General features: G+C 69.7%; 23 protein-coding genes and 1 tRNA gene. 11 read left to right on the top strand and 13 right to left on the bottom strand.

Annotated elements, in window-relative coordinates:
• Nucleotides 1–87: 87 nt before the first annotated feature.
• Nucleotides 88–279, top strand: coding sequence for a hypothetical protein (locus tag ACF3M1_RS09335; protein ID WP_394000015.1), 192 nt, complete (start codon nt 88–90; stop codon nt 277–279).
• 21 nt (nt 280–300) lie between these two features.
• On the opposite strand, the gene ACF3M1_RS09330 is transcribed toward ACF3M1_RS09335, so the two are convergent.
• A complete protein-coding gene (locus ACF3M1_RS09330) occupies nt 301–480 on the bottom strand; it encodes a CPXCG motif-containing cysteine-rich protein (RefSeq protein WP_394000013.1) in 180 nt (59 codons plus the stop codon).
• Nucleotides 481–623: 143 nt separating this feature from the next.
• Between ACF3M1_RS09330 and ACF3M1_RS09325 the strand changes: the two genes are divergently transcribed.
• Nucleotides 624–2,942, top strand: coding sequence for an FdhF/YdeP family oxidoreductase (locus ACF3M1_RS09325; protein ID WP_394000011.1), 2,319 nt, complete (start codon nt 624–626; stop codon nt 2,940–2,942).
• 59 nt (nt 2,943–3,001) lie between these two features.
• On the opposite strand, the gene ACF3M1_RS09320 is transcribed toward ACF3M1_RS09325, so the two are convergent.
• The 3 genes from ACF3M1_RS09320 to ACF3M1_RS09310 are packed head-to-tail and all read right to left on the bottom strand — an operon-like array spanning nt 3,002 to nt 6,140.
• Nucleotides 3,002–4,069 (bottom strand): hypothetical protein, encoded by a 1,068-nt coding sequence (locus tag ACF3M1_RS09320; protein WP_394000009.1) that lies wholly within the window; start codon nt 4,067–4,069, stop codon nt 3,002–3,004.
• Nucleotides 4,066–5,286 (bottom strand): flavohemoglobin expression-modulating QEGLA motif protein, encoded by a 1,221-nt coding sequence (locus ACF3M1_RS09315; protein WP_394000007.1) that lies wholly within the window; start codon nt 5,284–5,286, stop codon nt 4,066–4,068. Before ACF3M1_RS09315 ends, ACF3M1_RS09320 begins: the two co-directional genes overlap by 4 nt.
• Nucleotides 5,283–6,140, bottom strand: coding sequence for an N-formylglutamate amidohydrolase (locus ACF3M1_RS09310; RefSeq protein WP_394000005.1), 858 nt, complete (start codon nt 6,138–6,140; stop codon nt 5,283–5,285). Before ACF3M1_RS09310 ends, ACF3M1_RS09315 begins: the two co-directional genes overlap by 4 nt.
• Before the next feature lie 152 nt (nt 6,141–6,292).
• On the opposite strand from ACF3M1_RS09310, the gene ACF3M1_RS09305 reads away from it, so the two are divergent.
• Nucleotides 6,293–8,437 carry a S46 family peptidase gene (locus ACF3M1_RS09305; RefSeq protein WP_394000003.1) on the top strand — a complete coding sequence of 715 codons (2,145 nt, stop codon included), beginning with the start codon at nt 6,293–6,295 and terminating at the stop codon, nt 8,435–8,437.
• A 19-nt stretch (nt 8,438–8,456) separates the two neighbouring features.
• A complete protein-coding gene (locus ACF3M1_RS09300) occupies nt 8,457–9,341 on the top strand; it encodes a pseudouridine synthase (protein ID WP_394000001.1) in 885 nt (294 codons plus the stop codon).
• A 29-nt stretch (nt 9,342–9,370) separates the two neighbouring features.
• Here ACF3M1_RS09300 and ACF3M1_RS09295 read toward each other — a convergent pair whose 3' ends face one another.
• On the bottom strand, nt 9,371–10,627 hold the full coding sequence (locus ACF3M1_RS09295) for a TIGR03862 family flavoprotein (protein WP_394005230.1): 1,257 nt from the start codon (nt 10,625–10,627) through the stop codon (nt 9,371–9,373).
• Nucleotides 10,628–10,722: 95 nt separating this feature from the next.
• Between ACF3M1_RS09295 and ACF3M1_RS09290 the strand changes: the two genes are divergently transcribed.
• On the top strand, nt 10,723–10,986 hold the full coding sequence (locus ACF3M1_RS09290) for a DksA/TraR family C4-type zinc finger protein (protein WP_393999999.1): 264 nt from the start codon (nt 10,723–10,725) through the stop codon (nt 10,984–10,986).
• A 67-nt stretch (nt 10,987–11,053) separates the two neighbouring features.
• The gene (locus ACF3M1_RS09285; RefSeq protein ID WP_393999997.1) at nt 11,054–11,401 is read left to right on the top strand and encodes a RidA family protein; all 348 of its coding nucleotides are present in this window, start codon (nt 11,054–11,056) and stop codon (nt 11,399–11,401) included.
• A gap of 66 nt (nt 11,402–11,467) precedes the next feature.
• Here the strand turns inward: ACF3M1_RS09285 and ACF3M1_RS09280 are convergent, their stop codons facing one another.
• The 5 genes from ACF3M1_RS09280 to ACF3M1_RS09260 form a co-directional block, all read right to left on the bottom strand.
• The gene (locus ACF3M1_RS09280; protein ID WP_393999995.1) at nt 11,468–12,079 is read right to left on the bottom strand and encodes a mechanosensitive ion channel family protein; all 612 of its coding nucleotides are present in this window, start codon (nt 12,077–12,079) and stop codon (nt 11,468–11,470) included.
• A gap of 164 nt (nt 12,080–12,243) precedes the next feature.
• Nucleotides 12,244–12,318: transfer RNA gene (locus ACF3M1_RS09275), tRNA-Val, on the bottom strand.
• A gap of 183 nt (nt 12,319–12,501) precedes the next feature.
• Nucleotides 12,502–13,128 carry a TetR/AcrR family transcriptional regulator gene (locus ACF3M1_RS09270; protein ID WP_393999993.1) on the bottom strand — a complete coding sequence of 209 codons (627 nt, stop codon included), beginning with the start codon at nt 13,126–13,128 and terminating at the stop codon, nt 12,502–12,504.
• A 267-nt stretch (nt 13,129–13,395) separates the two neighbouring features.
• Nucleotides 13,396–14,316: a restriction endonuclease gene (locus tag ACF3M1_RS09265; RefSeq protein WP_393999991.1), complete on the bottom strand. Its 921-nt coding sequence runs from the start codon at nt 14,314–14,316 to the stop codon at nt 13,396–13,398.
• 121 nt (nt 14,317–14,437) lie between these two features.
• Nucleotides 14,438–15,043: a phasin family protein gene (locus ACF3M1_RS09260; RefSeq protein WP_393999989.1), complete on the bottom strand. Its 606-nt coding sequence runs from the start codon at nt 15,041–15,043 to the stop codon at nt 14,438–14,440.
• Between the two features lie 161 nt (nt 15,044–15,204).
• On the opposite strand from ACF3M1_RS09260, the gene ACF3M1_RS09255 reads away from it, so the two are divergent.
• Nucleotides 15,205–15,921 (top strand): FFLEELY motif protein, encoded by a 717-nt coding sequence (locus ACF3M1_RS09255; RefSeq protein ID WP_393999987.1) that lies wholly within the window; start codon nt 15,205–15,207, stop codon nt 15,919–15,921.
• A 10-nt stretch (nt 15,922–15,931) separates the two neighbouring features.
• Here ACF3M1_RS09255 and ACF3M1_RS09250 read toward each other — a convergent pair whose 3' ends face one another.
• The gene (locus ACF3M1_RS09250) at nt 15,932–16,204 is read right to left on the bottom strand and encodes a polyhydroxyalkanoic acid system family protein (RefSeq protein WP_393999985.1); all 273 of its coding nucleotides are present in this window, start codon (nt 16,202–16,204) and stop codon (nt 15,932–15,934) included.
• Nucleotides 16,205–16,317: 113 nt separating this feature from the next.
• On the opposite strand from ACF3M1_RS09250, the gene ACF3M1_RS09245 reads away from it, so the two are divergent.
• A complete protein-coding gene (locus ACF3M1_RS09245) occupies nt 16,318–17,124 on the top strand; it encodes an FHA domain-containing protein (protein ID WP_393999983.1) in 807 nt (268 codons plus the stop codon).
• Nucleotides 17,125–17,189: 65 nt separating this feature from the next.
• On the opposite strand, the gene ACF3M1_RS09240 is transcribed toward ACF3M1_RS09245, so the two are convergent.
• Nucleotides 17,190–17,834, bottom strand: coding sequence for a sulfite oxidase heme-binding subunit YedZ (locus ACF3M1_RS09240; RefSeq protein ID WP_394005229.1), 645 nt, complete (start codon nt 17,832–17,834; stop codon nt 17,190–17,192).
• Nucleotides 17,835–17,893: 59 nt separating this feature from the next.
• Nucleotides 17,894–18,862, bottom strand: a complete 969-nt coding sequence (gene msrP, locus ACF3M1_RS09235; RefSeq protein WP_393999981.1) for a protein-methionine-sulfoxide reductase catalytic subunit MsrP — start codon at nt 18,860–18,862, stop codon at nt 17,894–17,896.
• A 135-nt stretch (nt 18,863–18,997) separates the two neighbouring features.
• Here msrP and serC point away from each other — a divergent pair, with 135 nt between their 5' ends.
• The 3 genes from serC to aroA are packed head-to-tail and all read left to right on the top strand — an operon-like array spanning nt 18,998 to nt 22,585.
• Nucleotides 18,998–20,098 (top strand): phosphoserine transaminase, encoded by a 1,101-nt coding sequence (serC, locus tag ACF3M1_RS09230; protein ID WP_393999979.1) that lies wholly within the window; start codon nt 18,998–19,000, stop codon nt 20,096–20,098.
• Complete coding sequence (pheA, locus tag ACF3M1_RS09225; RefSeq protein WP_393999977.1) at nt 20,091–21,269, top strand: prephenate dehydratase; 1,179 nt, start codon at nt 20,091–20,093, stop codon at nt 21,267–21,269. The genes serC and pheA overlap by 8 nt, the downstream gene beginning before the upstream one ends.
• Entirely contained in the window at nt 21,266–22,585 is a 1,320-nt protein-coding gene (aroA, locus tag ACF3M1_RS09220) for a 3-phosphoshikimate 1-carboxyvinyltransferase (protein ID WP_393999975.1), read from the top strand. Before pheA ends, aroA begins: the two co-directional genes overlap by 4 nt.
• The last annotated feature ends 33 nt before the right edge of the window (nt 22,586–22,618 follow it).

Raw genomic sequence — 22,618 nt, 5'->3', positions numbered from 1 at the left:
CCCATGCTGACCCGCTGCGTCACAGCTTGACACGTGAGATGCGCATCGAACACGCGCACCGCAGACCCATCGGGTGAGAGATCAGGCATGAATGCGGACGACATCGAGCTTTGTCGGATCTACGGACAGTTGTCCAGGGAATACCTGGCCGACAAGACCTGGGACCAGTGCGTCCACCAGTTGGCCGAAGGCTGGCTGCGCGTGCGCCGGAGTCCGAGCCTGGAGTGGCAGCGTGCCGAGCCGCTGGTGCGCACGTTCTGGGACCTCACGCGCGGCTGAGGTGCACGCCGTCGGCGCGGTTCAGTCGTCGCGTCCACCCTCGAGCCGGATCGCCTCGCCGTCGATCTCGAGATGCATCGTGATCGGACGGCAGCACACCGGGCAATCCTCGATGTAGTCCCCGGTCCCCTCGCCGCCGTCGACCAGCGCCTCGAAGCGTTCGCCGCACCAGGGGCAGCGCAATGATGTCGTCGTCCACATCCGCTGATCATCGCGCCGCACACCGCACGGTGATGTCGTGGTTGCGTGGCCATCGGACCTGGGCGCAGCAGCCGTTCACGTCTGCGGGCACGCGTCGTGGCTAGGGTGGGGCGGGTGTTCCACTGCATGAAGGCGATTGCACCATGACCGACACCCGGATCCACCCGTATTCCGGCCCCGCCGGAGGCTGGGGATCAGCGCGCTCCCTGGTCCGCCACGTCGTCGGCCACGACACGCCGACCGTCGAGGGCATGCGCCAGCTGCAGCGCCAGAACAAGGTCGACGGCTTCGCCTGCGTCAGTTGCTCCTGGGCCAAGCCGGCGGAGCCGCACGCCGTCGAGTTCTGCGAGAACGGCGCGAAGGCGACGATGTGGGAACTCGACACCGGCCGGGCCGATGCCGATTTCTTCGCGAAGCACAGCGTGTCCGAGCTGTCGACCTGGGCCGACTACGACCTCGAGGCGCAGGGGCGTCTGGTCGAACCGCTGCGCTACGACGCCGACACCGACCGCTACGTGCCCATCGCGTGGGACGAGGCGTTCGAGATCATCGGCCGCGAGCTGCGCGCGCTGGAACCCGAGCGCGTGGTGTTCTACGCCTCCGGGCGCGCGTCACTGGAAACCTCGTACATGTGGGCGCTTCTGGCCCGGCTGTACGGCAACAACAACCTGCCCGACAGTTCCAACATGTGCCACGAAAGCACGTCGGTCGGCCTGCCGCGCAGCATCGGCGTGCCGGTCGGCACCGTGCTGCTGGAGGACTTCGCGCACTGCGACTGCATCCTGTCGTTCGGCCAGAACGTGGGCGTCAACAGCCCGCGCATGCTTCATCCGTTGCAGGACGCGGCACGTCGCGGCGCCGACATCATCACCTTCAATCCGCTCTACGAGCGCGGCTGGGAACGCTTCACCAATCCGCAGGAACCGCTGGCGATGGCCACCGGCGCGTCCACCCGGATCAGCAACGCCTATTTTCCGGTGCGCGCGGGCGGGGATCTGGCTGTCATGCACGGCATCGCGAAGACGCTGTTCGCGCTCGACGATGCCGCCAAGGCCGATCCGTCGAGCGAACGCGTGCTCGATGTCGGCTTCATCGAAACCCACACCAACGGCTTCGAGGCGTTCGAGCAGGCGGTGCGCGCGATCGAGTGGGCCGACATCGAGCGCGAGTCAGGCCTGACACGCGCCGACATCGAAGGCGTTGCCGCAATCTACGCGCGCGCCAAAGCCTCGATCCTGATCTACGGCATGGGGCTCACGCAGCACCGCCACGGCGTCGACAACGTGCGCATGATCTGCAACCTCGCGCTGATGCGCGGCAACGTGGGGCGGCCGGGTGCGGGCATCTGCCCGGTACGCGGGCATTCCAACGTGCAGGGGCAGCGCACCGTCGGCATTTCGGAGAAGCCGGAACTGGTGCCGCTCGACCGGCTCGACGCGCAGTACGGGTTCACCGCGCCGCGGACCAAGGGGCTCGACACCGTGGGCACGGTGGAAGGCGTCATCGACGGCTCGGTGCACGCCTTCATCGGTCTCGGCGGCAACTTCGTGCGTGCGGCGCCCGAGACCGCCAAGCTCGAGGCGCACTGGGGTCAGATGGCGCTGACGGTGCAGATCGCGACCAAGCTCAACCGCAGCCATCTGGTGTGCGGGCGCACCGCGTTGCTGCTGCCGTGCCTGGGACGGATCGAGAAGGACGTGCAGCGCAGTGGCGAGCAGTGCGTCACCATCGAGGACAGCACGACCTGCATCCATGCGTCCTTCGGCACCAGCGCGCCGGCCAGCGAGCAGCTGCGCTCGGAGCCCGCGATCGTCGCCGGCATCGCCCGTGCGTGGAAGCCCGACGACACCCGCGTGCCGTGGCAGGCCTGGGTCGACGACTACGCCCTGGTGCGCGATGCGATCGAGCAGACCTATCCGGACCAGTTCCGCGATTTCAACGCGCGGCTGCACACGCCGGGTGGATTTCCGCGGCCGGTCGGTGCGCGTGAGCGCCGCTGGGAAACGCCCAGTGGCAAGGCGGAGTTCCACGTGCCCGGCCGTCTGTGTGCAACCGGTTTCGACGATGTCGAAGGCAGGTTCCGGCTGCTCACGGTGCGCAGCAACGACCAGTTCAACACCACCGTGTACGGCTACCGTGACCGCTTCCGCGGCATCGAAGGCACGCGCCGCGTGGTGCTGATGCACGAGGACGACATCGCCGAGGCCGGCCTGACGGCCGGCGAGCAGATCGCGCTGGTCGGCGACGCGGAGGATGGGGTCGAACGCATGGTCGGCGGACTGCGCGTGGTGCCGTACCTGGTGCCGCGGGGCTGCATCGCGGCCTATTACCCGGAGTGCAATCCGCTGATCCCGGTGGCCCACCACGCGATCGACAGTCACGTGCCGGCCGCGAAGTCGGTGCCGGTGCGCATCTCCCGTCGTACCGACGCGCCGGTGCCGGCGGGGCCGTCACCCGACTGAACGCATGAAAAAGCCCGGGGCGGCGTGCAATCCGCTCCGGGCTCAGGCGCGTGCGCGGTTCACAGCATCGCGAGTTCGGCGTTGTCCAATGTGCGTCCGTAATGCGTGCGCAGGCGCAGCTTGCGTTCGAGATCGTCGAGAATGTGCCCGCTGAAATCCAGGCCGGTCAGTTCCTCGACCATGTTGATGCCGCCGGGCGTGTCGACATTCACTTCCATCAGCTTGTCGCCGACGATGTCGAGGCCGACGAAGTACATGCCGTCGCGGATGAGCTTCGGCGCCACCAGCTCGGCCAGACGCAGTGCATCGGCGTCGGGCACGGCCATCTCGTATTTGCCGCCGGCGCTGATGTTGCTGCGCGCGTCGCCGCTGTCGTTGTAGCGGCGGATGCAGGCGTAGGTCCCGTCGATTTCGAGCGGGCGGCCGTTGAGCATCAGCAGGCGCAGATCGCCGTCCTTCGCCTTGGGCAGATATTCCTGCGCGATCGCATACCCGTCGCGGATCACCGCGTCGATCATCTGGTTGAGGTTGCCGCCGCTGTCGGGCGTGACCACGAACACGCCCTGGCCGCCCGAACCCTGCAGCGGCTTGATGACGCCGTAGCCCTCGCGGGACTTGATGAAGGCCTTGATCTCCTCGGCATCACGGCTGATGCAGGTGACCGGCCGCACTTCCTCGGGGAAATGCTGGAAGTAGGTCTTGTTCGACGCATCGGTGAGATGGGTCGGATCGTTGATGACGAGGGCGCGGCGCAAGGCCACCAGCTGCGAGAACAGCAATCCGCAAGCGGGGGCCCACGGGCGCTCGATCATTTCGTCGGCAGGGTCGCTGCGCAGCATCAGCACGTCGAGCTCGTCGACCGAGATGCGTTCGGTCACGCCGTCGGTGCCCTGGATGTCGGCCAGCAACGCGGCGTCGTCCGCGTACTCGGTGTCGCGCGGGCGACGCGCGCAGGCGCGTACCGTGCCGCAGGCGTCGTAGGTGAAATCGGCCAGGCCCATCAGGGCGACCTCGTGCCCGCGTGCAATGGCCTTCCGCGCCAGGCGGATGGTGGTGTAGTTGTCCTGCTCGGTGGCGACGTCGTTGACGACGAAGCCCAGGCGCATCGGTGTGCGCGTTTCGGTCATGCGGTCTGCTCCGTGGGGCGGTGCGTCTGGAAGAGGCGGTCCACCGGCGTGCGCCGGCAGACCTCGAGCCGCGCGTCGAAATCCTCGGCGGCGGCGTAACGGGGAAGCAGGTCCGGCGGCACGATCCAGCCCTCGTCCAGCAGGGTGTCGAGCTGCTCGAGATGGGGCAGGGCGAACTTGCCGAGAAACAGCGCATCGAATTCACCGCCGGCCTCGAGATAGGCGAGCAGATCGCGCACCCCGCGCAGGTACACCGCGTCCTTGGTCAGGCCGCCGCCGCGTCGTGCGCGGACGGCCACGTCGAAGGCGTCGTCGGTCGGCAGCCCGTGCCCCTCGTGCAGGCAGGCGAAGATCGCCGGCAGTGATTCCCCGGATGCGGCCATCGATGCGGCCACCACGCGCGCGGCCAGCACGCGCAGGCGCTCGCCCGGCAGGTAGCCAGCGAGGAATTCGGAGAGCACACCCAGGCCTTCCTGCATCGGGTCGTACTGGGCAAGGCCGACCTCGAGCTGACGCAAGGCCTGACGCCGGCCGTTGTGGCGGGTGACCACGTGCGTGCCGATCTCGTGCTGGATCAGCGGATCGATGCGCGCGCGCGGCAGGCGGATGTTGCCGTCGATGTAGAAGGTGCCATGGGAGACCATCAGCATCGAATTCATGTCGGTGTCGACGACGACATCGATGTGGAAATCGGGCGCCTGGGCGCGATACCAGTCGATCTCCGCATCCACGGCGCTGCGCATCTCGTCGATACCGGCGTCGGCCACCACCGGCTCGCCGGTCGGCACGCGGTCGAGAATGCGTTCGGCCAGTGCCAGCAACTCCGGCTCCACGGCGCCGAACAGGGCGACGCTGGCGTCGACGAAGGTCGGCTGGTCGCGTTGTTCGACGAGATCGATCATGCGCTCGAGCTCGTGCTGTTTCTCGCTCAATAGGCTGCGCAATGCGGGGGTATCGATCTGTTCGACCGGCAGGGCCGCCAGTTCGGCGCGGATCGCGCCCAGATCATCGTCGAGATCCATGTAGCGCAGCGGGGGCTCGTGGCGCCGGCCGCCGGCATCGAAGGCGCGCCACACCGCGTCACCATCCAGCGGAGACAGCGCCACCAGCCAATCGAGCCTTGCATCGAGCCGCGCGAGCACCGCGTCGACATGGGCGGCCGCCGCGGGCAGGGCGCGTGCCTCGGGCCGGAGACGGTTGCGGGTGGCGCCGGTCATGCCAGGAACTCGGGGCGTACGGCGTCGACCGCATGCTGCAGGCCGTCGCGGAGGGCGTACAGCGCCGGAATGTCGGCCTGGCCGCTCCACTCGTCCATGAAGATCTTCTTGTACTCGGGCGAGATCGTGCAGACCCGCTCGCCCCAGTGCGCGTAGACCCATTCGGGGAAGTGGCCGCCGGTGGGGAAGCGCACATTGCAGCGTACGTCCGGGAGCGCGCCGCGCACCGGATGGCGGCGCAGCACGTTCGCGAAGCGCCGCGCGGTGTCGCCCCAGCGTTTCGGGTCGAGCGTGGTGATGCCGAGTTCGATATCGGGGTTGTCGGCGGCGTCGGCCGGCGCTGCATCGGGCCCGTCGCGGCGGTGGTTGTAGCTGTGGATGTCGACCAGCAACACGCAGCCCCAGCGGTCGACGGTACGGTCGATCAGCTCGCCCATCATCGCGTAGAAGCGATCGTAGAGCGCGAGCGATGCCGCGCGCTCGGCCTCCTCGAGTGGACTGATCCACACGTCGAGACCCCAGCTGGCCTCCGGCGTGGCGTAGATGGCGCCGGCGCGTGGACGGTTGAGATCGACTTCGAAACGCGAGGTGCGCACGCGCAAGCGTGCATCGCCGACCTGGGTGAGCAGGCTGGTCAGCGGGTCTTCTTCGCGCCAGCGCGATTGTTCGTCGAGCGCGATGCGGTCGTGCAGCGCTGGGTGCAGCGTGTGGCCGTCGTGAATCGCGGTGGCGATGACCGGCCCATCGCAGACGGTCAGGTCCCAGGCGTCTTCGCGCAGGCGCAGCGCGGGCGGCGTGGTGTCGGTGAGAAACGTCTCGGCGTGGGGGCGGCGGGAATCGGGGGCGTCTGGCATGGCGCGCATGCTCGCAACGCGGCAATGATGTCGACGTGACCAGCGACGCCTCGTCGCTTGACGTCGTGTTAACCCCCGCATGGATGGCCGGCATTGCCGCGCAGGACACGGGTCGCTAAGGTCGCCGTCCATCGATCACGCTGCGAACGCCCATGACGCCCCGTCGCCTTCTCGCCGTCGCCCTGTCCATGGGCCTGACCCTTCCCGCGGCACAGGCCGATGAAGGCATGTGGATGCCGGGCCAGCTGTCCGACATCGCCGCGCAGATGCGCGCTGCCGGTTTCCGCGGCGACGCCCGCGCGCTCGCCGATGTGACCAGGCCCCCGTTGAGCGCCGTGGTGCGCGCAGGCGGCGGCACCGGTGCCTTCGTCTCGGGTGACGGCCTGCTGCTGACCAACCACCATGTCGCCTACGGCGTGATCCAGTACAACAGCCGTCCCGAACGCGACATCATCGAAGCCGGCTTCATCGCGGATGGCCGCAGCGACGAGCGGCCGTCGAATCCGGATTTCCGCGTACTGGTCACCGTGGGCTTCGACCGCGTGACCGACACCGTGCTCGCCGCGGCGCGCGGCTTGCAGGGGCGCGCCTATTTCGAAGCGGTCGACGCCGCCAGCAAGCAGATCGTGGCCGACTGCGAGCAGGCCGGGGATGTGCGCTGCAGCGTGGCCAATATGTACTACGGCACGGATTTCTACCGCATCCGCCAGCTCGAACTGCGCGACGTGCGCCTCGTCTATGCGCCGCCGCGGGCGATCGGCAATTACGGCGACGAAACCGACAACTTCATGTGGCCCCGGCACACCGGCGACTTCACCCTGCTGCGTGCCTACGTGGCGCCCGATGGCCGGCCGGCCGACTACAGCCCGGACAACGTGCCCTATGCGCCGCCCGCGCATCTCCAGGTCGCGCGCACCGGCTTGCATGCGGGCGACTTCGCGATGCTCGCCGGCTATCCGGGCGTGACCTACCGCCACCGCACCGCGGCCGAGTTCGAGGCCCAGGTGGCGCGCACGCTGCCGCAGCGTGTCGACGTCTTCGATGCATTGATCGCCGCGGTGGAGCAGGCCGGACGCGGTGATGCCGACGTGCGTACGCGCTATGCCGCGCAGTTGCAGTCGCTGAAGAACAACCGCAAGCGCGCGGCCGGCGAACTCGAAGGCCTGCTGCGCAGTGACGCGGTGGCCCAGCGCGCTGCGGACGAGGCCGCGATGCTCGCGGCCACGCCGGAGGCCACGCGCGCCGGGATCGAGGCGCTGCGCGCCGTGCTCGCCGAAGGCGATGCGGTGGGCGAGCGCGACCTGCTGCTCGGACTCGTCGCCAGCCAGACCCAGCTGATGCGCTCGGCCCTGCTGCTCGAACGCCTGCGCATCGAATCGGCCCGACCCGACACCGGGCGCGAAAGCGGCTACCAGCAGCGCGACCACGCCCTGATCGAGGGCGTGCTGCGCCAGGCCCAGCGCCGCTATGCGCCTGCCGCCGAAAAGGCCTTGATGGCGGTGCTGATCGGCCGCTACCAGCAGTTGCCCGATGCGCAGCGTCTGCCGGCGTTCGATGCCGCGTTCGGGCGCACGCCGGAATCGCTGGCCCGGGCGCTGGATGCGCTGTATGCGGACACGCGGCTCGGCGACGAAGCCGAGCGCCTGTCGCGCTTCGCCGCGGCGCGCGAGGGCCGCACGCTGGCCGACGATCCGCTGATCGCGCTGGCCCGGCCACTGGTGGCAGCGCAACTCGAGGTCGAGCAGGCGCGCAAGACCCGCGAGGGCGAGCAGCTGCGGCTGCGGCCCGCGTACATGCAGGCCTTGTTCGCGTGGCGCGACTCGCAGGGACGGACCGTGTATCCCGACGCCAACGGCACCTTGCGCGTGAGCTATGGACGGGTCGAGGCCCTGTCGCCGCGTGACGCGGTGCGCTACGAACCGGTGACCACCGTGGCCGGCATCGTCGAGAAGCACACGGGTACGGCGCCGTTCGACGCGCCGCGCCCGTTGCTCGACGCGATCGCCCGCGCCGATTTCGCCGGCACCGACGAGGCCAGCCTCGGCACGCAGCCGGTGAACTTCCTCACCAACCTGGACACGACCGGCGGCAACTCCGGTTCGCCGGTGTTGAATGCGCGGGGTGAACTGGTCGGCCTGAATTTCGACAGCAACTGGGAGTCGGTCAGTGCCAGCTGGTGGTTCGATCCGCGGATGAAGCGCGCGATCCACGTCGACATGCGTTACATGCGCTGGCTGATGGCCAAGGTCTATCCGGCGCCGGCGCTGCTCGAGGAAATGGGCCTGCCCACGCGATGAGCACAGGCCGCGTTCCGTCGTGACCCGCGCGCGCCTGCCGCCCCGGGACGGTGTGCCCGCCAGCCACCTGCAGTTGCCGCCGGGCGACTGGGCGACGGTCCTCGATGCGCTGTGCGCCCGGTTTCCCGCGATTCCCCGTACGACCTGGGTGGACCGCTTCGCGCGTGGCCGCGTGCTGGGCGGCGATGGCGTCGCCTTGCCGCTGGACGCGCCGTACCGGGTGGGGCTGGAGATCGGTTACTACCGCGAGGTCGCCGACGAACCGGTGATCGCCGCCGAAGCCCGGGTGCTGCATCTCGACGCCCACCTGCTGGTGGCCGACAAGCCGCACGGTCTGCCGGTGATGCCGGCAGGCGGCTTCGTCGAACAGACGCTGCTGACCCGCCTGGTGCGGCGCCATGGCCTGCCGGATCTCGTGCCGCTGCACCGCCTCGACCGCGCCACCGCGGGCCTGGTGCTGTTCTCCGTGAACCCGGCGAGCCGCGACGCCTATCAGGCGCTGTTCCGCGAACGTCGCATCGACAAACGCTACGAAGCGCTCGCGCCGCCGCTGCCCGATCACGTGTTCCCGCTGCACCGGCGCAGCCGGATCGAGCGCGGCACGCCGTTCTTCCGGATGCAGGAGGTCCCGGGCGAGCCCAACAGCGCCACCGGCATCGACGTGATCGAACGCGGCGCCGCGGTGTGGCGCTATGCGTTGACGCCGGTGACCGGGCGCAAGCACCAGCTGCGCGTGCACATGGCGGCGCTCGGCGCGCCGATCCTGCACGATCCCTGGTATCCGGCGTTGCGTGAGACCGCGGACGAGACGCCGCTGCAGCTGCTGGCCCGCGGCCTGTCGTTCGCCGATCCGCTCGACGGCCGTCCGCGCCGGTTCGAATCGCAGCAACGCCTGACGGTCTGATCGGCCCCCGCATGCGCCGCCGGCGTCGATCAGCCGCTGCGCCGGGCCAGCCAGTCCAATGCGCCATGCGCCGCGACGCGGGCGCTGGCGTAGCAGGCGGTCAGCAGGTAGCCACCGGTGGGGGCTTCCCAGTCGAGCATCTCGCCGGCGACGAAGGTGCCCGGACGGGCCTGCAGCATCAGCCCGGCATCGAGTGCGTCGAGGCGCACACCGCCCGCGGTGCTGATGGCTTCGGCGATCGGCCGTGTCGCATGCAGCCGCAGCGGAAGATGCTTGATCGCCGCGGCGACCTGCGCGGCGTCGTCGAACGCCTCGCGCGGCAGCACTTCGAACAGCAGCGCGCTCTTGACCGCGTCGAGCCCGGTGGCCCGGCGCAGGTGTTCACCGATGCTGCGCTTGCCGCGCGGGCGCTGAAGCGCCTGTTGCAGGCGTGCGGCATCGCGTCCGGGGGCGAGATCCAGTGCCAGCGTCGCGGCACCGTCGCGGGCGATCGCGTCGCGCAGGTCCGCCGCGACCGCATAGACCGCACTGCCTTCGATGCCGGTCGCGGTGAGCACGCATTCGCCCTGCAATTCGCGGGCAATGCCGCGCGCGTCGCGCCAGTGCAGCACCACGGGCTTCAGCGGCGCGCCGGCATGCCGCTCGACCAGATGGGCGCTCCAGCCGACATCGAACCCGCAGTTGGCCGGTACCAGCGGCGCGATCTCCACGCCGTGCGCGGCGAGCAGCGGCACCCAGGCGCCGTCCGAGCCGAGCTCGGGCCAGCTGGCGCCGCCGAGTGCGAGCACGCTCGCATCGGCGGCATGCAGGAGCTCGCCCGAGGGCGTCGCGAACCGCAGGCGGCCGTCGGCATCCCAGCCCGTCCAGCGGTGGTGCATGTGGAAACGCACACCGGCGTCGCGCAGCGAGCGCACCCAGCCGCGCAGCAGCGGCGCGGCCTTCAGGTCGACCGGAAACACCCGTCCGGAACTGCCCACGAAGGTCTCGACGCCACGCGCGGCCGCCCAGGCGCGCAGCGCCGCGCCGTCGAAGCCGTCGAGCCAGCGTGCGACCTCGGGTTGGCGCTCGCGGAAGCGCGCATCGAACGCGGGGCGTGGTTCTGAATGGGTGAGATTGAGCCCGCCCTTGCCGGCGATCAGGAACTTGCGCCCCACCGAGCCCTTGGCGTCGAACAGGTCCACCTCCAGCCCGGCGCCGCGCGCGATCTCGGCGACGAACAGGCCGGCCGGGCCGCCGCCCACGATGGCGAGGCGGGCGGGCGCGGGGCGGGGCGGGGCCGGGGGAATCCCGCCATTTAGCCGGCGCGGTCGCACTCATCCGGCGGCCACGTCCGCATTGCTAGAGTCCGTGCCTCCCAATCCCGAAACCGCAGGAGTCCGCCATGGCCACCGGCTGGGCCGGCGACAGCGCCGTGCAGGATCAGATCGACGCGACCGTCGAGGACGCGATCAAGCGGGCGCGCAGCCAGATGCGAAGCGGGCCCGGGCTCACCCATTGCGAGGAATGCGACGCCGTGATTCCCGAGGCGCGCCGTCAGGCGGTCCCGGGCGTGCGCCTGTGCGTGGCGTGCCAGGCGCAGCACGACCACGATGCGGCCGGCAGCGGCTACAACCGGCGCGGCAGCAAGGACAGCCAGTTGCGGTGAGGCCGGTTGGCGACCGGTGGGGTGGCCGTCTACCGTGTCCGCCCCGTTCCGATTCGAGAGGCGTCAGATGATCGACCGCATCGACCCCGGCCCGCGCATGTCCGAAGCGACCCGCCATGCCGGCATCGTGTATTGCGCGGGCCAGGTGCCTGAAACCGCGGGCGCCGACATCCACGTCCAGACCCGCGAAGTACTGGCCGCGATCGACGCCTTGCTCGCGCAGGCCGGCAGCGACCGCACGCGGATTCTGTTCGCGCAGATCTTCCTCGCCGACATCGCCGATTTCGACGGCATGAACGCCGAATGGGACCGATGGGTGGAGCCGGGGCGGACGCCGGCGCGGGCGACCGTCGAGGCACGTCTGGCCGATCCGGGCTGGCGCATCGAGATCTTGGTCACCGCCGCCGTGGCGTGAGCGCCTCGCGTCGGACCACGAGCGCGCCACCGCTGCCCGGCCGGTGCGGGCGCGGGCCGCGTGTCCTCAGACGTCGAGCGAATCGCTGGCGCTGCCCGACGCACCCTTGAGCGCGGGCAGTGCACCGCCGCGCCAACGGCGCAGCGCACGCTGGAAGAATAGGCTGTTGGGAATCTGCAATACCGTGCCCGCGCCGTCGCCGTCGTCGGTCTCGCGCAAGGTCGTGTAGACGAGGTTGATGTCGACCACCTTGCCGCGCAGGCCGGGTTTCTCGCCGTTCTCCAGCAGCTCCACGTGGTCGTACAGGCGGAACGGACGCGTCGTCAGGATCAGCATCGTGCAGAAGATGTTCGACAACACGCTCCAGGCGGCGAAGAACGCCACGGCCGCCACCGCGGCGAAGCCCGTGAACGCGGTCCACAGTACGGTGCCGGAGACACCGAGTCGTTCGAGCACCAGCAGGAACGCGCCGGCATAGATCAGGAACGACAGCACGCGCCGCGCGCCGACCACCGCCTCGGGTGGCAGCGTATAGCGCTGACCGACGCGCTCGACCAGCCGCCGCGCCAGCACGCGCAAGAGCCAGGCGATCACCAGAATCAGAAGGATCTGGCCGATGGGCGCGACGATGTCCAGCCAGTCGTGCAGCCAGACAGGCAGTCGGTCGGGATTGAACACGTGGGCTCCGGAGTGCGGGGGTCGCGCGCATTCTAGCGGCGCGCCGCGTCGATCCACGGCGGGCCGCCGGGGCTCCGGTGCACACGGATGCAGGGGCGGCTGCGATGCAGCGCCTGAAACGGAAAAGGCCGCCCTTGCAGGCGGCCTGTCCGACTCCGATCCGATGGTGGGCGGTACAGGGATCGAACCTGTGACCCTTGCCGTGTGAAGGCAATGCTCTACCGCTGAGCTAACCGCCCGGTGACGCATCGTCCGGCGAAGCCGGTCCGATCGGGACGCGCATTCTACGGGCGATCGCGGACATCGGCAAGCGCCGAACCACCACGTGCGTCATTCGCGGGCGGTGGCGGATGCCGGCGACGACGTGGCCCGGCGTCGGCCCGGCCGCGCCTCGGGGCGCAGGCCATGCCGCGCATGCGTGCCTAGTCGGTATACGCCCTGATCAGTGCATTGAGATGCACACGTTCCGCATCACGCAGTGCGGGTGCGAGCAGCATCATCACCTGGACGATGCCGGCGTGGATCGCCGCCTGCTCGTCGCGCTGGCCGCGGGTCGCGCTGTAATTGAGCCAGAACGTCGCCACGACGATCAAGTTGGTCGCCGCCGCGTCGATCTCGGCCGGCGATGCCCGCAGGATGCCGGCGCGTGCGAGACCGGCGATGACCGCGCGTGCACGCTGGTTCGCCCGGTCCAGGATGCGCGAGAAGCGGGTGCGCAGCCGCGGATTGCGGCTGAGGATCTCGAGCAGGTCGCGATAGAGGAACCGGTAGTCCCAGATGCATTCGAACACGCCGTGCAGTTGCAGCCAGAGGTCCTCGAGGGTCGGAGGCCGGTCGTCCGGGACGACGAGGGCTGCATCCATGCGCGCTTCATAGCGCGCGAACAGCTGGCCGATGATGTCGTCCTTGCTGCGCACGTGGTAGTACAGGTTGCCGGGGCTGATGGCCAGGGCTTCGGCGATGTGATTCGTCGTCACACGCGGCTCGCCGTCGGCGTTGAACAACGCCAGGGCGCCATCGAGAATCCGCTGCCGCGTGTCATGGGCCATGGGCGCACCTCATGCCGGGCGACGGTGGATGTGGCGCTGACTCGCCGCCGTGGATGTCGAAGGCACCGTGGCAACCGCCTGGCTCAGGAACTCCTGCATCACGGTACCGGAACGCGCGCGGTCAATCCGATGATGTCGCCGCGGCTGCGTTGGCCGGGCGTCTCGCAGGCGCCTGACGACGGGCGGATCCGCGGCCCCGGCGTCGACCGTGCATGCCGCGACGCCCGCGGCAAGGCGCGTCCTGCGATCGTGCGGTATCGACCGCCGTCAGAAACTCCGGCATTGCAGGAAGCGGTTCTGCTGGCCGCTGCCGGGCGGCGGACTGAACTGGATCCGCGACGCGGTGAGGTCGGGTTGCCGCAGCACGAGTGCGCAAACACCATCGACCGTGGCCTGGTCGTCGCTTCGCTCGACGAAGACCTGGAGCGTCGAACCGCTCACCCAGATCGCACGGTCGACCGTGGACAGGGTCCCCAGCGCGCTCGCCAGATCCGACCGCTGGTCCTCGATCGAAGCGCGCGGCGGCGCTTCGATCTGCACCGGCTCACCCGGCGCGGGCGCCGCGTCCACCGACGTTGACGGGGTCGGCGCGGCGGTCGGTGCAGGTGCCGGCATCGCGATGAACACCGCCACGCCCGCCAGCAACGCGAGCAGCCAGGACAGCAGGATGCGTCGGCGCGCCTGCGTCGATGTGCGGGTCGTGATGTCCTGGAGCTGCGCGGCGGGCATCAGGGCGCGCAGTTCGGGCCACAGCGCTTCGCCGTCGAGCAGTTCGATCCGGTGCTTGCCCGACAGGCGCCGCGCCTCGTCGTCGATCCGGCCCTGGGTCACGAGCAGGCCGCCGGTGGCACCTTGCAGCAGCATATCGCTGGACAGCGCCTGCACCGCATTGCGCCCCAGTACGAAGGTCGCCCCGTGCTTGCACGACAGCAGCCAGCGCCCGTCCGGGTGTTCCAGCACGTAGTCGGTGTCGCCCGAGACCTCGCCCGTGCCGGTGGTGTGCACGTAGCCGCGCCGCTGCAGGGCCTGCAACACCATGCCGATGAAGCCGCGCCAGGAGATCGCCGAGAGCGCGACGATGCCGGCGGCCGTTTCGTCACGGCGACGCTGGATCGTGTGGAAATAGAGTGTCGCGGCGGCTCCGATGGCGAGTGCCACCCCGGTCGCGGCAAGCCATTGGGAGCTCATGCGCTGTCGTCTCTGCGTGTCGGCGCGGAAGAATACCCGAGGACACGATCTGCCCGCTGCGGAGCGGCCAGGCGACGACGCCGCGGACGGCGCACCGGCGCCGCCCGCGGCAAGCGTCCGGTCAGCTGGACGTGGTCCTGGACGGCTTGCGCGGCTTGGCCTGGCCCGTGCGCGCCGGTTTGGTCGGCGTGCGGGCCTGCGCCGTCTTGCGGGCGGGGGCTTTCCGGGCCGCGGCCTTGCGCGCGGGCGCCTTGGCGCTGCCATCTGCGGCTGCACCCCGCGACCGCAGCTCGCGGCTCAGCGCATCCACCTGGGCACGCAGCGCTTCGACCTCCTCGCGCCGGGGGACGCCCAGTTGCTGCAGCACGCCGTGCACACGGTCCTCGAACAGGCTTTCTAGGCGCTCCCAGCCTTCCATCGCGCGCTCGCGGGTCTGGTCGACACTGGTTTCGACCACGCTGCGGACCTCGGTGGCGCGTGCGGTGGCGAAGTCGCGTGCGGTCTTCTCGAGGTCCGCGCCGTCGCGCACCAGGCCATCGAACAGGCGCGTGCCCTCGGCCTGGGCGCGGCCGAAGGCACCGACTCCGGCCAGCCAGATCTGCTGCGCGGTCTCGCTGATCGAGCGCGGTGCGGCTTCGGCGTGTGCGTGCGACGCCTCGTCCGTGTGCGCGCGCCGCTTCGTCGTGGTCCGTGTCGCCTTCTTCGTCGTCTTTCGGGTCGTGGCCATGGGACATGTCTCGATCGGAGTGGGGACCCCGCCAGACTCGCGCGTCCGCCTAGAGTCTTCACTCCAGAACGGCGCGTCGCACCCGCGTGCCCGCACCGCGTTGTGCGGGTTCGCCGGTCGACGCGATTGCTCCTGAAGCGGGGAGCCTCGAAGATGCCCGCATGAGCAGATCCGATGTCCATGTCCGGCTCGGCACCCGGTTGCGCTGGCACCAGCGGCTGCATGACCCGCACAGCGAGCCGCGCAACCGCTCGCGCTGGGTGGCGGAGGTGCGCCGCTGGCAGGCCGAGCGGCTTGCGTCGAGCTTCGCCCACGCACTCGAGGACCCCGGCCGACGGCCGGCGGCGGAGTTCTTCCTGGAGCACGTCTACGGCGATCGGGATTTCACCCGGCGCGATGCCGATATCGCCCGGACCCTGCCGGTGATGCGTCGCCTGCTGCCCGCGAGCCTGCTCGATACGGTGGCCGACACGCTCGAACTCGGCGCCTTGAGCCATGCGCTGGACCTGCGGATGACCGACGCGCTGCACGCGCTCGCGCCGCGTCGCCGCAGACTCGATGCCGCGCTGTACGCCGACGCCTACGTCGCTGTGGGCCGGCCGCAGTTGCGGCGTCGGCAGATCCGGCTCGTCGCCGACGTGGGCAGCGGTTTTGCCCAGGCCCTGCGCATGCGCGGCGTGTCCGCATTGCTGGCATTCGCCCGCGGGCCCGCGCGCCTGGCCGGCCTCAGCGAGCTGCAGGGGTTTCTCGAACAGGGCTATGCGGCGTTCGATGCCCTGGACGACGCCGACGCGTTCGTCGCCGAAATCGAGCGTGACGAACTGGAGATCTCGCGGCGCCTGTTCGCGGGCCATCCCGCGCCGTACGCGCGGGCGTGAGCCGCGGGTGTCAGAACTTCTCGTCGAGCACGCGCCGGATCTCGGATTCGATCGGCCCCCGCATCGCCGTGAGCAGAAAGCCGAGTTTCGCGGTCACGCGCAGGTTGCCCGGCAGCATGTCGATCGCGCCGTCGACGCCCGAACGGGTGAACTTCAGCGTGTCGCCGTGCCAGGCGGTCTGCATGTCGAAGCGCTGCGCCAGTTTGCCGGCCACGTCCTCGACGGCGGCGCGCGCCTTCTCGGGCGGCAGCGAGTGCGGGTGGGTGATGTCGATGCCGGACATGCGGGCGCTTCCTAAACGAGGGGCGCCCATTTTGCGATGCCGCCGCGCATCGACCAAGTGATGGCCCCGCGCGACGACCGGGCTGCGCGCGGCACGTGCTAGATTGCCGCCGCATGACCGCGCTGAAGCTGCGTTTCCCCACGCCCGACGAACCCGAACTGCCGCTCGACATGGGCGAGCACGGGATCGCGCCGCGTGCGCGCGGCACCGGTCTCGGTCCGGTCGCGGAGGGCGTCGAACCGAGCGTGCGCTTCTGCGTCGATCGCCGTGGCGTCTGGCTGACGGTCAGTGAGGGTGTGCGCGGCGTGCACGTGAACGGCCGTGCGATCCAGCGCATGGCGATGTTGCGGACCGGCGACGCGGTCTATGTGGACGGCCAGGAACTGCGCCTGGTGTCGGCGGTGCCGGTCAGTGTGCGGGGTGAGATCACCGATGCCCACGATGCCTTCGACATCGCGGATGCGGATGTGCGCATCGTCCTGCGTGGCGTGGGCGGGCGCTATCACGGCCGCAGCTTCACGCTGGGCCAGCCGCGACTCGTCGGACGCCATGCCGACGCCGACATCCGGATCGACGATCCAGGCTTCGCCGACCGCCACGCGCGGCTCGAACGCGCCGGCGGCGGGGTGCGCCTCGTCGACCTCGGCAGCGCCGACGGCAGCCTGGTCAATGGCGAGCCGGTCCGGGACGCCTGGCTGCAGGCCGGCGACCAGGTCGTCTTCGATGCGCATCACCGGTTCGTGGTCGAGGCCCCGGCGCGTGCGGTCCATCTGCCCGGCGTCGACGAGGAGGGCGAGGCGGTTCCGGTATTGGACGTCCGCACGCGGCGCGGTGGCGGGCTGCCGCTGCCCTGGCTGCTGCTGGCGGCCCTGGTGATCGCCGGTCTGCTCAGCGTCCTGCTGCTCTTCGGCGCCGGCTGAGGTCCGGTTGCTGCGGCGGTGGCCGCGATCACGCCGATCGAGGATGCGCGCGCCTGCGCACGCGTTCAGCGCGGCGTCGGTGCCGCGGGTCGCCGCTGCGCCGCAACCCGCGCCGCGCGTCGTCGTTCGAGCGCCTTCCAGACCCGCCAGCCCAGCAGCGCGGCCAGCAGGACGACGTAGAGGGCAGGCTCACGCCAGTCGGATTTGACGATCCACCAGAAATGCAGCACCGCCAGCGCGGCGATCACGTAGATCAACCTGTGCAGACGTCCCCAGTTGCGTCCGAGACGCCGCATCCATCCGCGCGTCGAGGTCACCGCCAGCGGAACCAGCAGCAGCCAGGCCAGGAAGCCGACGGTGATGAAGGGGCGGCGTGCGATCTCGGTGGTGATCTGCGACACGTCCCCGACCAGATCGAGGCTCAACCACGCGGCGAAGTGCAGGCTGGCGTAGACGAAGGCGTACAGGCCGAGCATGCGCCGGAACCGCAGCAGGACGGCGGCACCGGTGAGCTGGCGCAACGGCGTCACGGCCAGGGTGATCAGCAGCAGACGCAGCGCGCCGGTCCCGGTCTCGTGCTCGATCGCCACGATCGGATCGGCGCCCAGCGCATCGATGTTCGCGCCGCCCAGCACCTGCCAGGTCCGCCACGCCAGCCACACCAGCGGCGCCAGCGCCAGCGCATGCACAAGCACTTTCGCGGCGATCACGCCCGGCGCGGTCGGCGGTGCCGACGGGCGACGTACGGGCGCCGCCGACGGACGCGCGCTCAATACCATCGACGCAGGTCCATGCCCGAATAGAGCGAAGCGACCTGATCAGCGTAGCCGTTGAACGGACGGGTATCGATGCGATTCGCGATCAGGCGGTTGCTGGTGCCGGCGATGCGCCGTTCGGTCTTCTGGCTCCAGCGCGGGTGGTCCACCGCCGGATTGACGTTGCTGAAGAATCCATATTCCGACGGTTGCAGCTGGTTCCAGGCCGTGGCCGGCATACGCTCGACGAAGCGGATTTCGACGATGGACTTGATGCTCTTGAAGCCGTACTTCCACGGCACGACCAGTCGCAGCGGTGCGCCGTTCTGCTGCGGCAGCGCCTTGCCGTACAGGCCGGTGGCGAGGAAGGCGAGGGGATTCATGGCCTCGTCGATGCGAAGGCCTTCGCGGTAGGGCCAGTTGATCGAGCGGAAGCGCAGGCCGGGCATCTGCTCGCGGTCGGCCAGCGTGGTGAAGGCGACGTACTTCGCGTTCGCGTTCGGCTCGAACTTCCGCAGCACCGAGGCCAGCGACACGCCGGTCCATGGGATCACCATCGACCAGCCTTCGACGCAGCGCAGACGGTAGATCCGCTCCTCGCTGGCGACGCCGCGCAGCAGGTCCTCGAACGACACGCGGCCGGGCTTGGCGCATTCGCCGCCGACCTCGACCGTCCACGGCGAGGTGCGCAGCGTCTTGTCGGCGCGCGACGGATCGCTCTTGCCGGTGCCGAATTCGTAGAAGTTGTTGTAGGTGGTGATGTCCTCGAAGCGGGTGAGTTCTTCCGTGGTCCGGAAGCCGCTGCGCGCCTGCTCGGGCGTGAGCCGGGTGGTCGAGGGCGGAGGGGGCTCGGCCTCGGCGCAGCCCGCCAGACCCAGTGCAGGCGCGGCCGCCATCAGCGCCAGCAGCCGGCGCCGGTCGCGGTAGACGGTTTCATCGGTGACATCGGACTCGCGGATCCGCAGGGCGTCGCGCAACGACATTTCGAACTCCTCGGCGCGTGGCGCCTGCTTTTGAACCGGTGGACATACGTTGCCAGTGCAACCAACGGATGCACGTCAACCCTGTTGCGCTGCGGCATACTGACCGGCCCCCAAATCCTTGCGTGGAGTCGACGAATGGCGCGTGCCTACAACTTTGCACCCGGTCCGGCCGCCCTGCCTGAAAGCGTGCTGAAACAGGCACAGGCGGACATGCTGGAGTGGGGAAACGCAGGCGCGTCGATCGTCGAGATGAGCCACCGCGGACCGGAGTTCATGGAGGTCGCCACGCGCGCCGAAGCCGATCTTCGCACGCTGCTTGGTGTGCCCGATGACTATGCCGTGCTGTTCCTGCCGGGCGGCGCGACGACGGCCCAGGCGCTGCTGCCTCTGAACTTCGCGAACCAGGGCGACACGGTCGATTACGTCGTCACCGGCCACTGGGGCAAGACCGCGCTGAAGCAGCTCACGCCGGCGGTGTCGGTGAACATCGCCGCGAGCGGCGAGGCCGATGGCTATCGCACGATTCCCGCGCGCGATTCCTGGCGGCTCACGCCGGGCGCGGCCTACGTACACATCACCGCCAACGAGACCATCCACGGCGTCGAGTACCGGCCGGCCTGGGGCGCGCCCGCGCCCGATACCGGCAACGTGCCGTTGTTCGCCGACTTCAGTTCCAGCATCGCGTCCGAGCCGATCGACATCTCGCGCTACGGCGTGATCTACGCCGGTGCGCAGAAGAACCTCGGGCCGGTCGGCATTTCGGTCGTCATCGTGCGACGCGATCTGCTCGAGCGCGCCGGCCAGCCGCGTGCCGACATCTTCAACTACAGCTCGCAGCTCGCCAACGACTCGATGCTCAACACGCCGCCGACCTGGAACTGGTACGTGGCCGGCCTGGTGTTCCGCTGGATGCTCGACGAAGGCGGCACGCCGGAATTCAACCGCCGCAGCGACGAGAAGGCCGCACTGCTCTATGGCGCGATCGACGGTTCCGGCGGTTTCTACCGCAACGACATCGACGCCGCCGTGCGTTCGCGCATGAACGTGCCGTTCTTCCTCGCAGACGAAGCGCGCAATGCCGCGTTCCTTGACGGCGCGCGTGAGGCCGGGCTGATCGGCCTCAAGGGGCACCGCGTGCTCGGCGGCATGCGCGCATCGATCTACAACGCGATGCCGGTCGACGGCGTGCGCAGCCTCGTGGCCTACATGCAGGATTTCCAGAAGACCCATGGTTGATTCGAAGAAGAAGACTCCGGTCGCCGCACCGGCAAAAAAGCCGGCGGCTGCGAAGGTCGATGCGGTGAAGGCGGCGGCGACCGCAGGCGTCCCCAAGCCGAATCTCGACGCGGTGCGCGCGCAGATCGACGGCATCGACCACCAGATCCAGACGCTGATCGCCGAGCGCGCGCAGTTCGCGCGCCAGGTCGGCAAGGCCAAGGGCAAGCTGGCCGCGGCCGTGGATTACTACCGGCCCGAACGCGAAGCGCAAGTGCTGCGGCGCGTGGTTGACCGCAACGACGGCCCGCTGTCGGACACCGAACTCGTGCGTCTGTTCCGCGAGATCATGTCCGCGTGTCTCGCGCAGCAGGAGCCGCTGAAGATCGGCTACCTCGGCCCGGAGGGCACGTTCTCGCAGCAGGCGGTGCACAAGCAGTTCGGCCATTCGGCCAAAGGCCTGCCGCTGGCGAGCATCGAGGAAGTCTTCGACGAAGTCGCGGCCGGCAATGCCGATTTCGGCGTGGTGCCGGTCGAGAACTCGGGGCAGGGCACGATCCAGTCGACACTCGACATGTTCCTGACCTCGCCGCTGAAGATCTGCGGCGAAGTCGAGTTGCGCGTGCACCAGTATCTGCTGTCGCGCACCGGCCGCATCGAGGACATCGAGCGTGTGTACTCGCACGGCCTGTCGCTGGCGCAGTGCAAACAGTGGTTGCGCGAGAACCTGCCGGGCGTCGAAAAGCACGCGGTGGTCAGCAATGCCGAAGCCGTGCGACGCGCGAAGAAGTCCGACGACGCGGCGGCGATCGCAGGCGAGAACGCCGCGCATGTCTACGGCATGCAGGTGCTGGCGGGCCCGATCGAGGACCGCAGTGACAACACCACGCGCTTCCTGGTGATCGGCCGCGGCGCGTTCCCGACTTCGGGCAACGACCGCACCTCGCTGATGGTGTTCATCCGCGACCAGCCGGGCGCGCTGTATCGCATCCTCGAACCGCTCGCGCGTCGCGACATCAGCATGAACCGCATCGAGTCGCGCCCCGCGCACGGTGCGCTGTGGCAGTACGCGTTCTTCATCGAGGTCAACGGCCACGTCGACGAATCGCCGCTCAAGGACGCGCTGGGCGAGATCGACGCGTTCGCCGGTGAGGTCCGCGTGCTCGGGTCCTACCCGGTCGCCGTGCCGTGAGCGCGGCTTCGTGGATCGCGGCGCCGGGTGCGCCGCTGCGCGGTGACGTGCGGGTGCCGGGCGACAAGTCGGTCTCGCACCGCGCGATCATGCTGGCCGCGCTCGCCGACGGTACCTCGCGCATCGAGGGCTTTCTCGAGGGCGAGGACGCACGCGCGACCGAGGCGATCTTCCGTCGCCTCGGCGTTGCGATCGAAACGCCGGCGTCCGGCACGCGCGTCGTACACGGCGTCGGCATCGACGGCCTGCGCGCGGCCGACGGCCCGCTCGACTGCGGCAATGCCGGCACCGGCATGCGCCTGATCGCCGGCCTGCTCGCAGGCCAAGCCTTCGACAGCACGCTGGTCGGCGATGCGTCGCTGTCGAAGCGCCCGATGCGTCGCGTCACCGAACCGCTGGCGCGGATGGGCGCGCGCATCGACACCGGCGACGGCGGCGTAACGCCGCTGCACGTGCACGGTGGGACGCCGTTGACCGGTATCGAATTCGACAACGGACTCGCCAGTGCGCAGGTCAAATCCTGTCTGCTGCTCGCGGGTCTGTATGCCGATGGCGAGACCGTCGTGCACGAAACCCGTCCGACGCGTGATTACACCGAGCGCATGCTCGCCGCGTTCGGCTGGCCGATCGAATTCGCTCCGGGCATCGCCCGCCTGACCGGCGGACACCGACTGCGTGCGACCGACGTGCGCGTGCCGGCGGATTTCTCGTCGGCCGCGTTCTTCCTGGTCGCCGCGTCGATCGTGCCCGGTTCCGATCTGCTGCTGCGCCGTGTCGGCATGAATCCGCGGCGCACCGGCTTGTTGCACGTGCTGCGCCTGATGGGTGCCGACATCGTCGAATCCGATGCAGCTGAGGAGGGCGGCGAGCCGGTGGCCGACCTGCGCGTGCGGTACGCACCGCTGCGCGGCATCGACGTCCCTGAGCAGCACGTGCCGGACATGATCGACGAGTTTCCGGTGCTGTTCGTCGCGGCCGCGTGCGCCGACGGCACGACGCGGGTCACCGGCGCTGCGGAACTGCGGGTCAAGGAATCCGACCGTATCGCGACGATGGCGGCCGGCCTGCGTGCGCTGGGCGTGGATCTCGACGAAGCCGACGATGGCGCGACCATCCGCGGCCGGGCAGGGGCCGCGCTCGGCGGTGGTGCACGTATCGACAGCCATGGCGACCACCGCATCGCGATGGCGTTCGCCGTCGCTGCGCAACGCAGTGGTGCCGAGCTGACGATCGACGATATCGCGAACGTGGCGACCTCGTTTCCCGGTTTCGAGGCCCTGGCCCAAGGCATCGGCTTCGGTCTGGCAGCGCGCTGACCGGGCCGGAGGCTGCCGCATGAAAAAGGACCC

It is taken from the genome of Luteimonas sp. WGS1318, assembly GCF_043187535.1.
In the GTDB taxonomy this organism is placed as follows: domain Bacteria; phylum Pseudomonadota; class Gammaproteobacteria; order Xanthomonadales; family Xanthomonadaceae; genus Luteimonas.
Note: the sequence above shows the minus strand (reverse complement) of the source record. Positions and strands in the feature narration are given on the sequence as shown.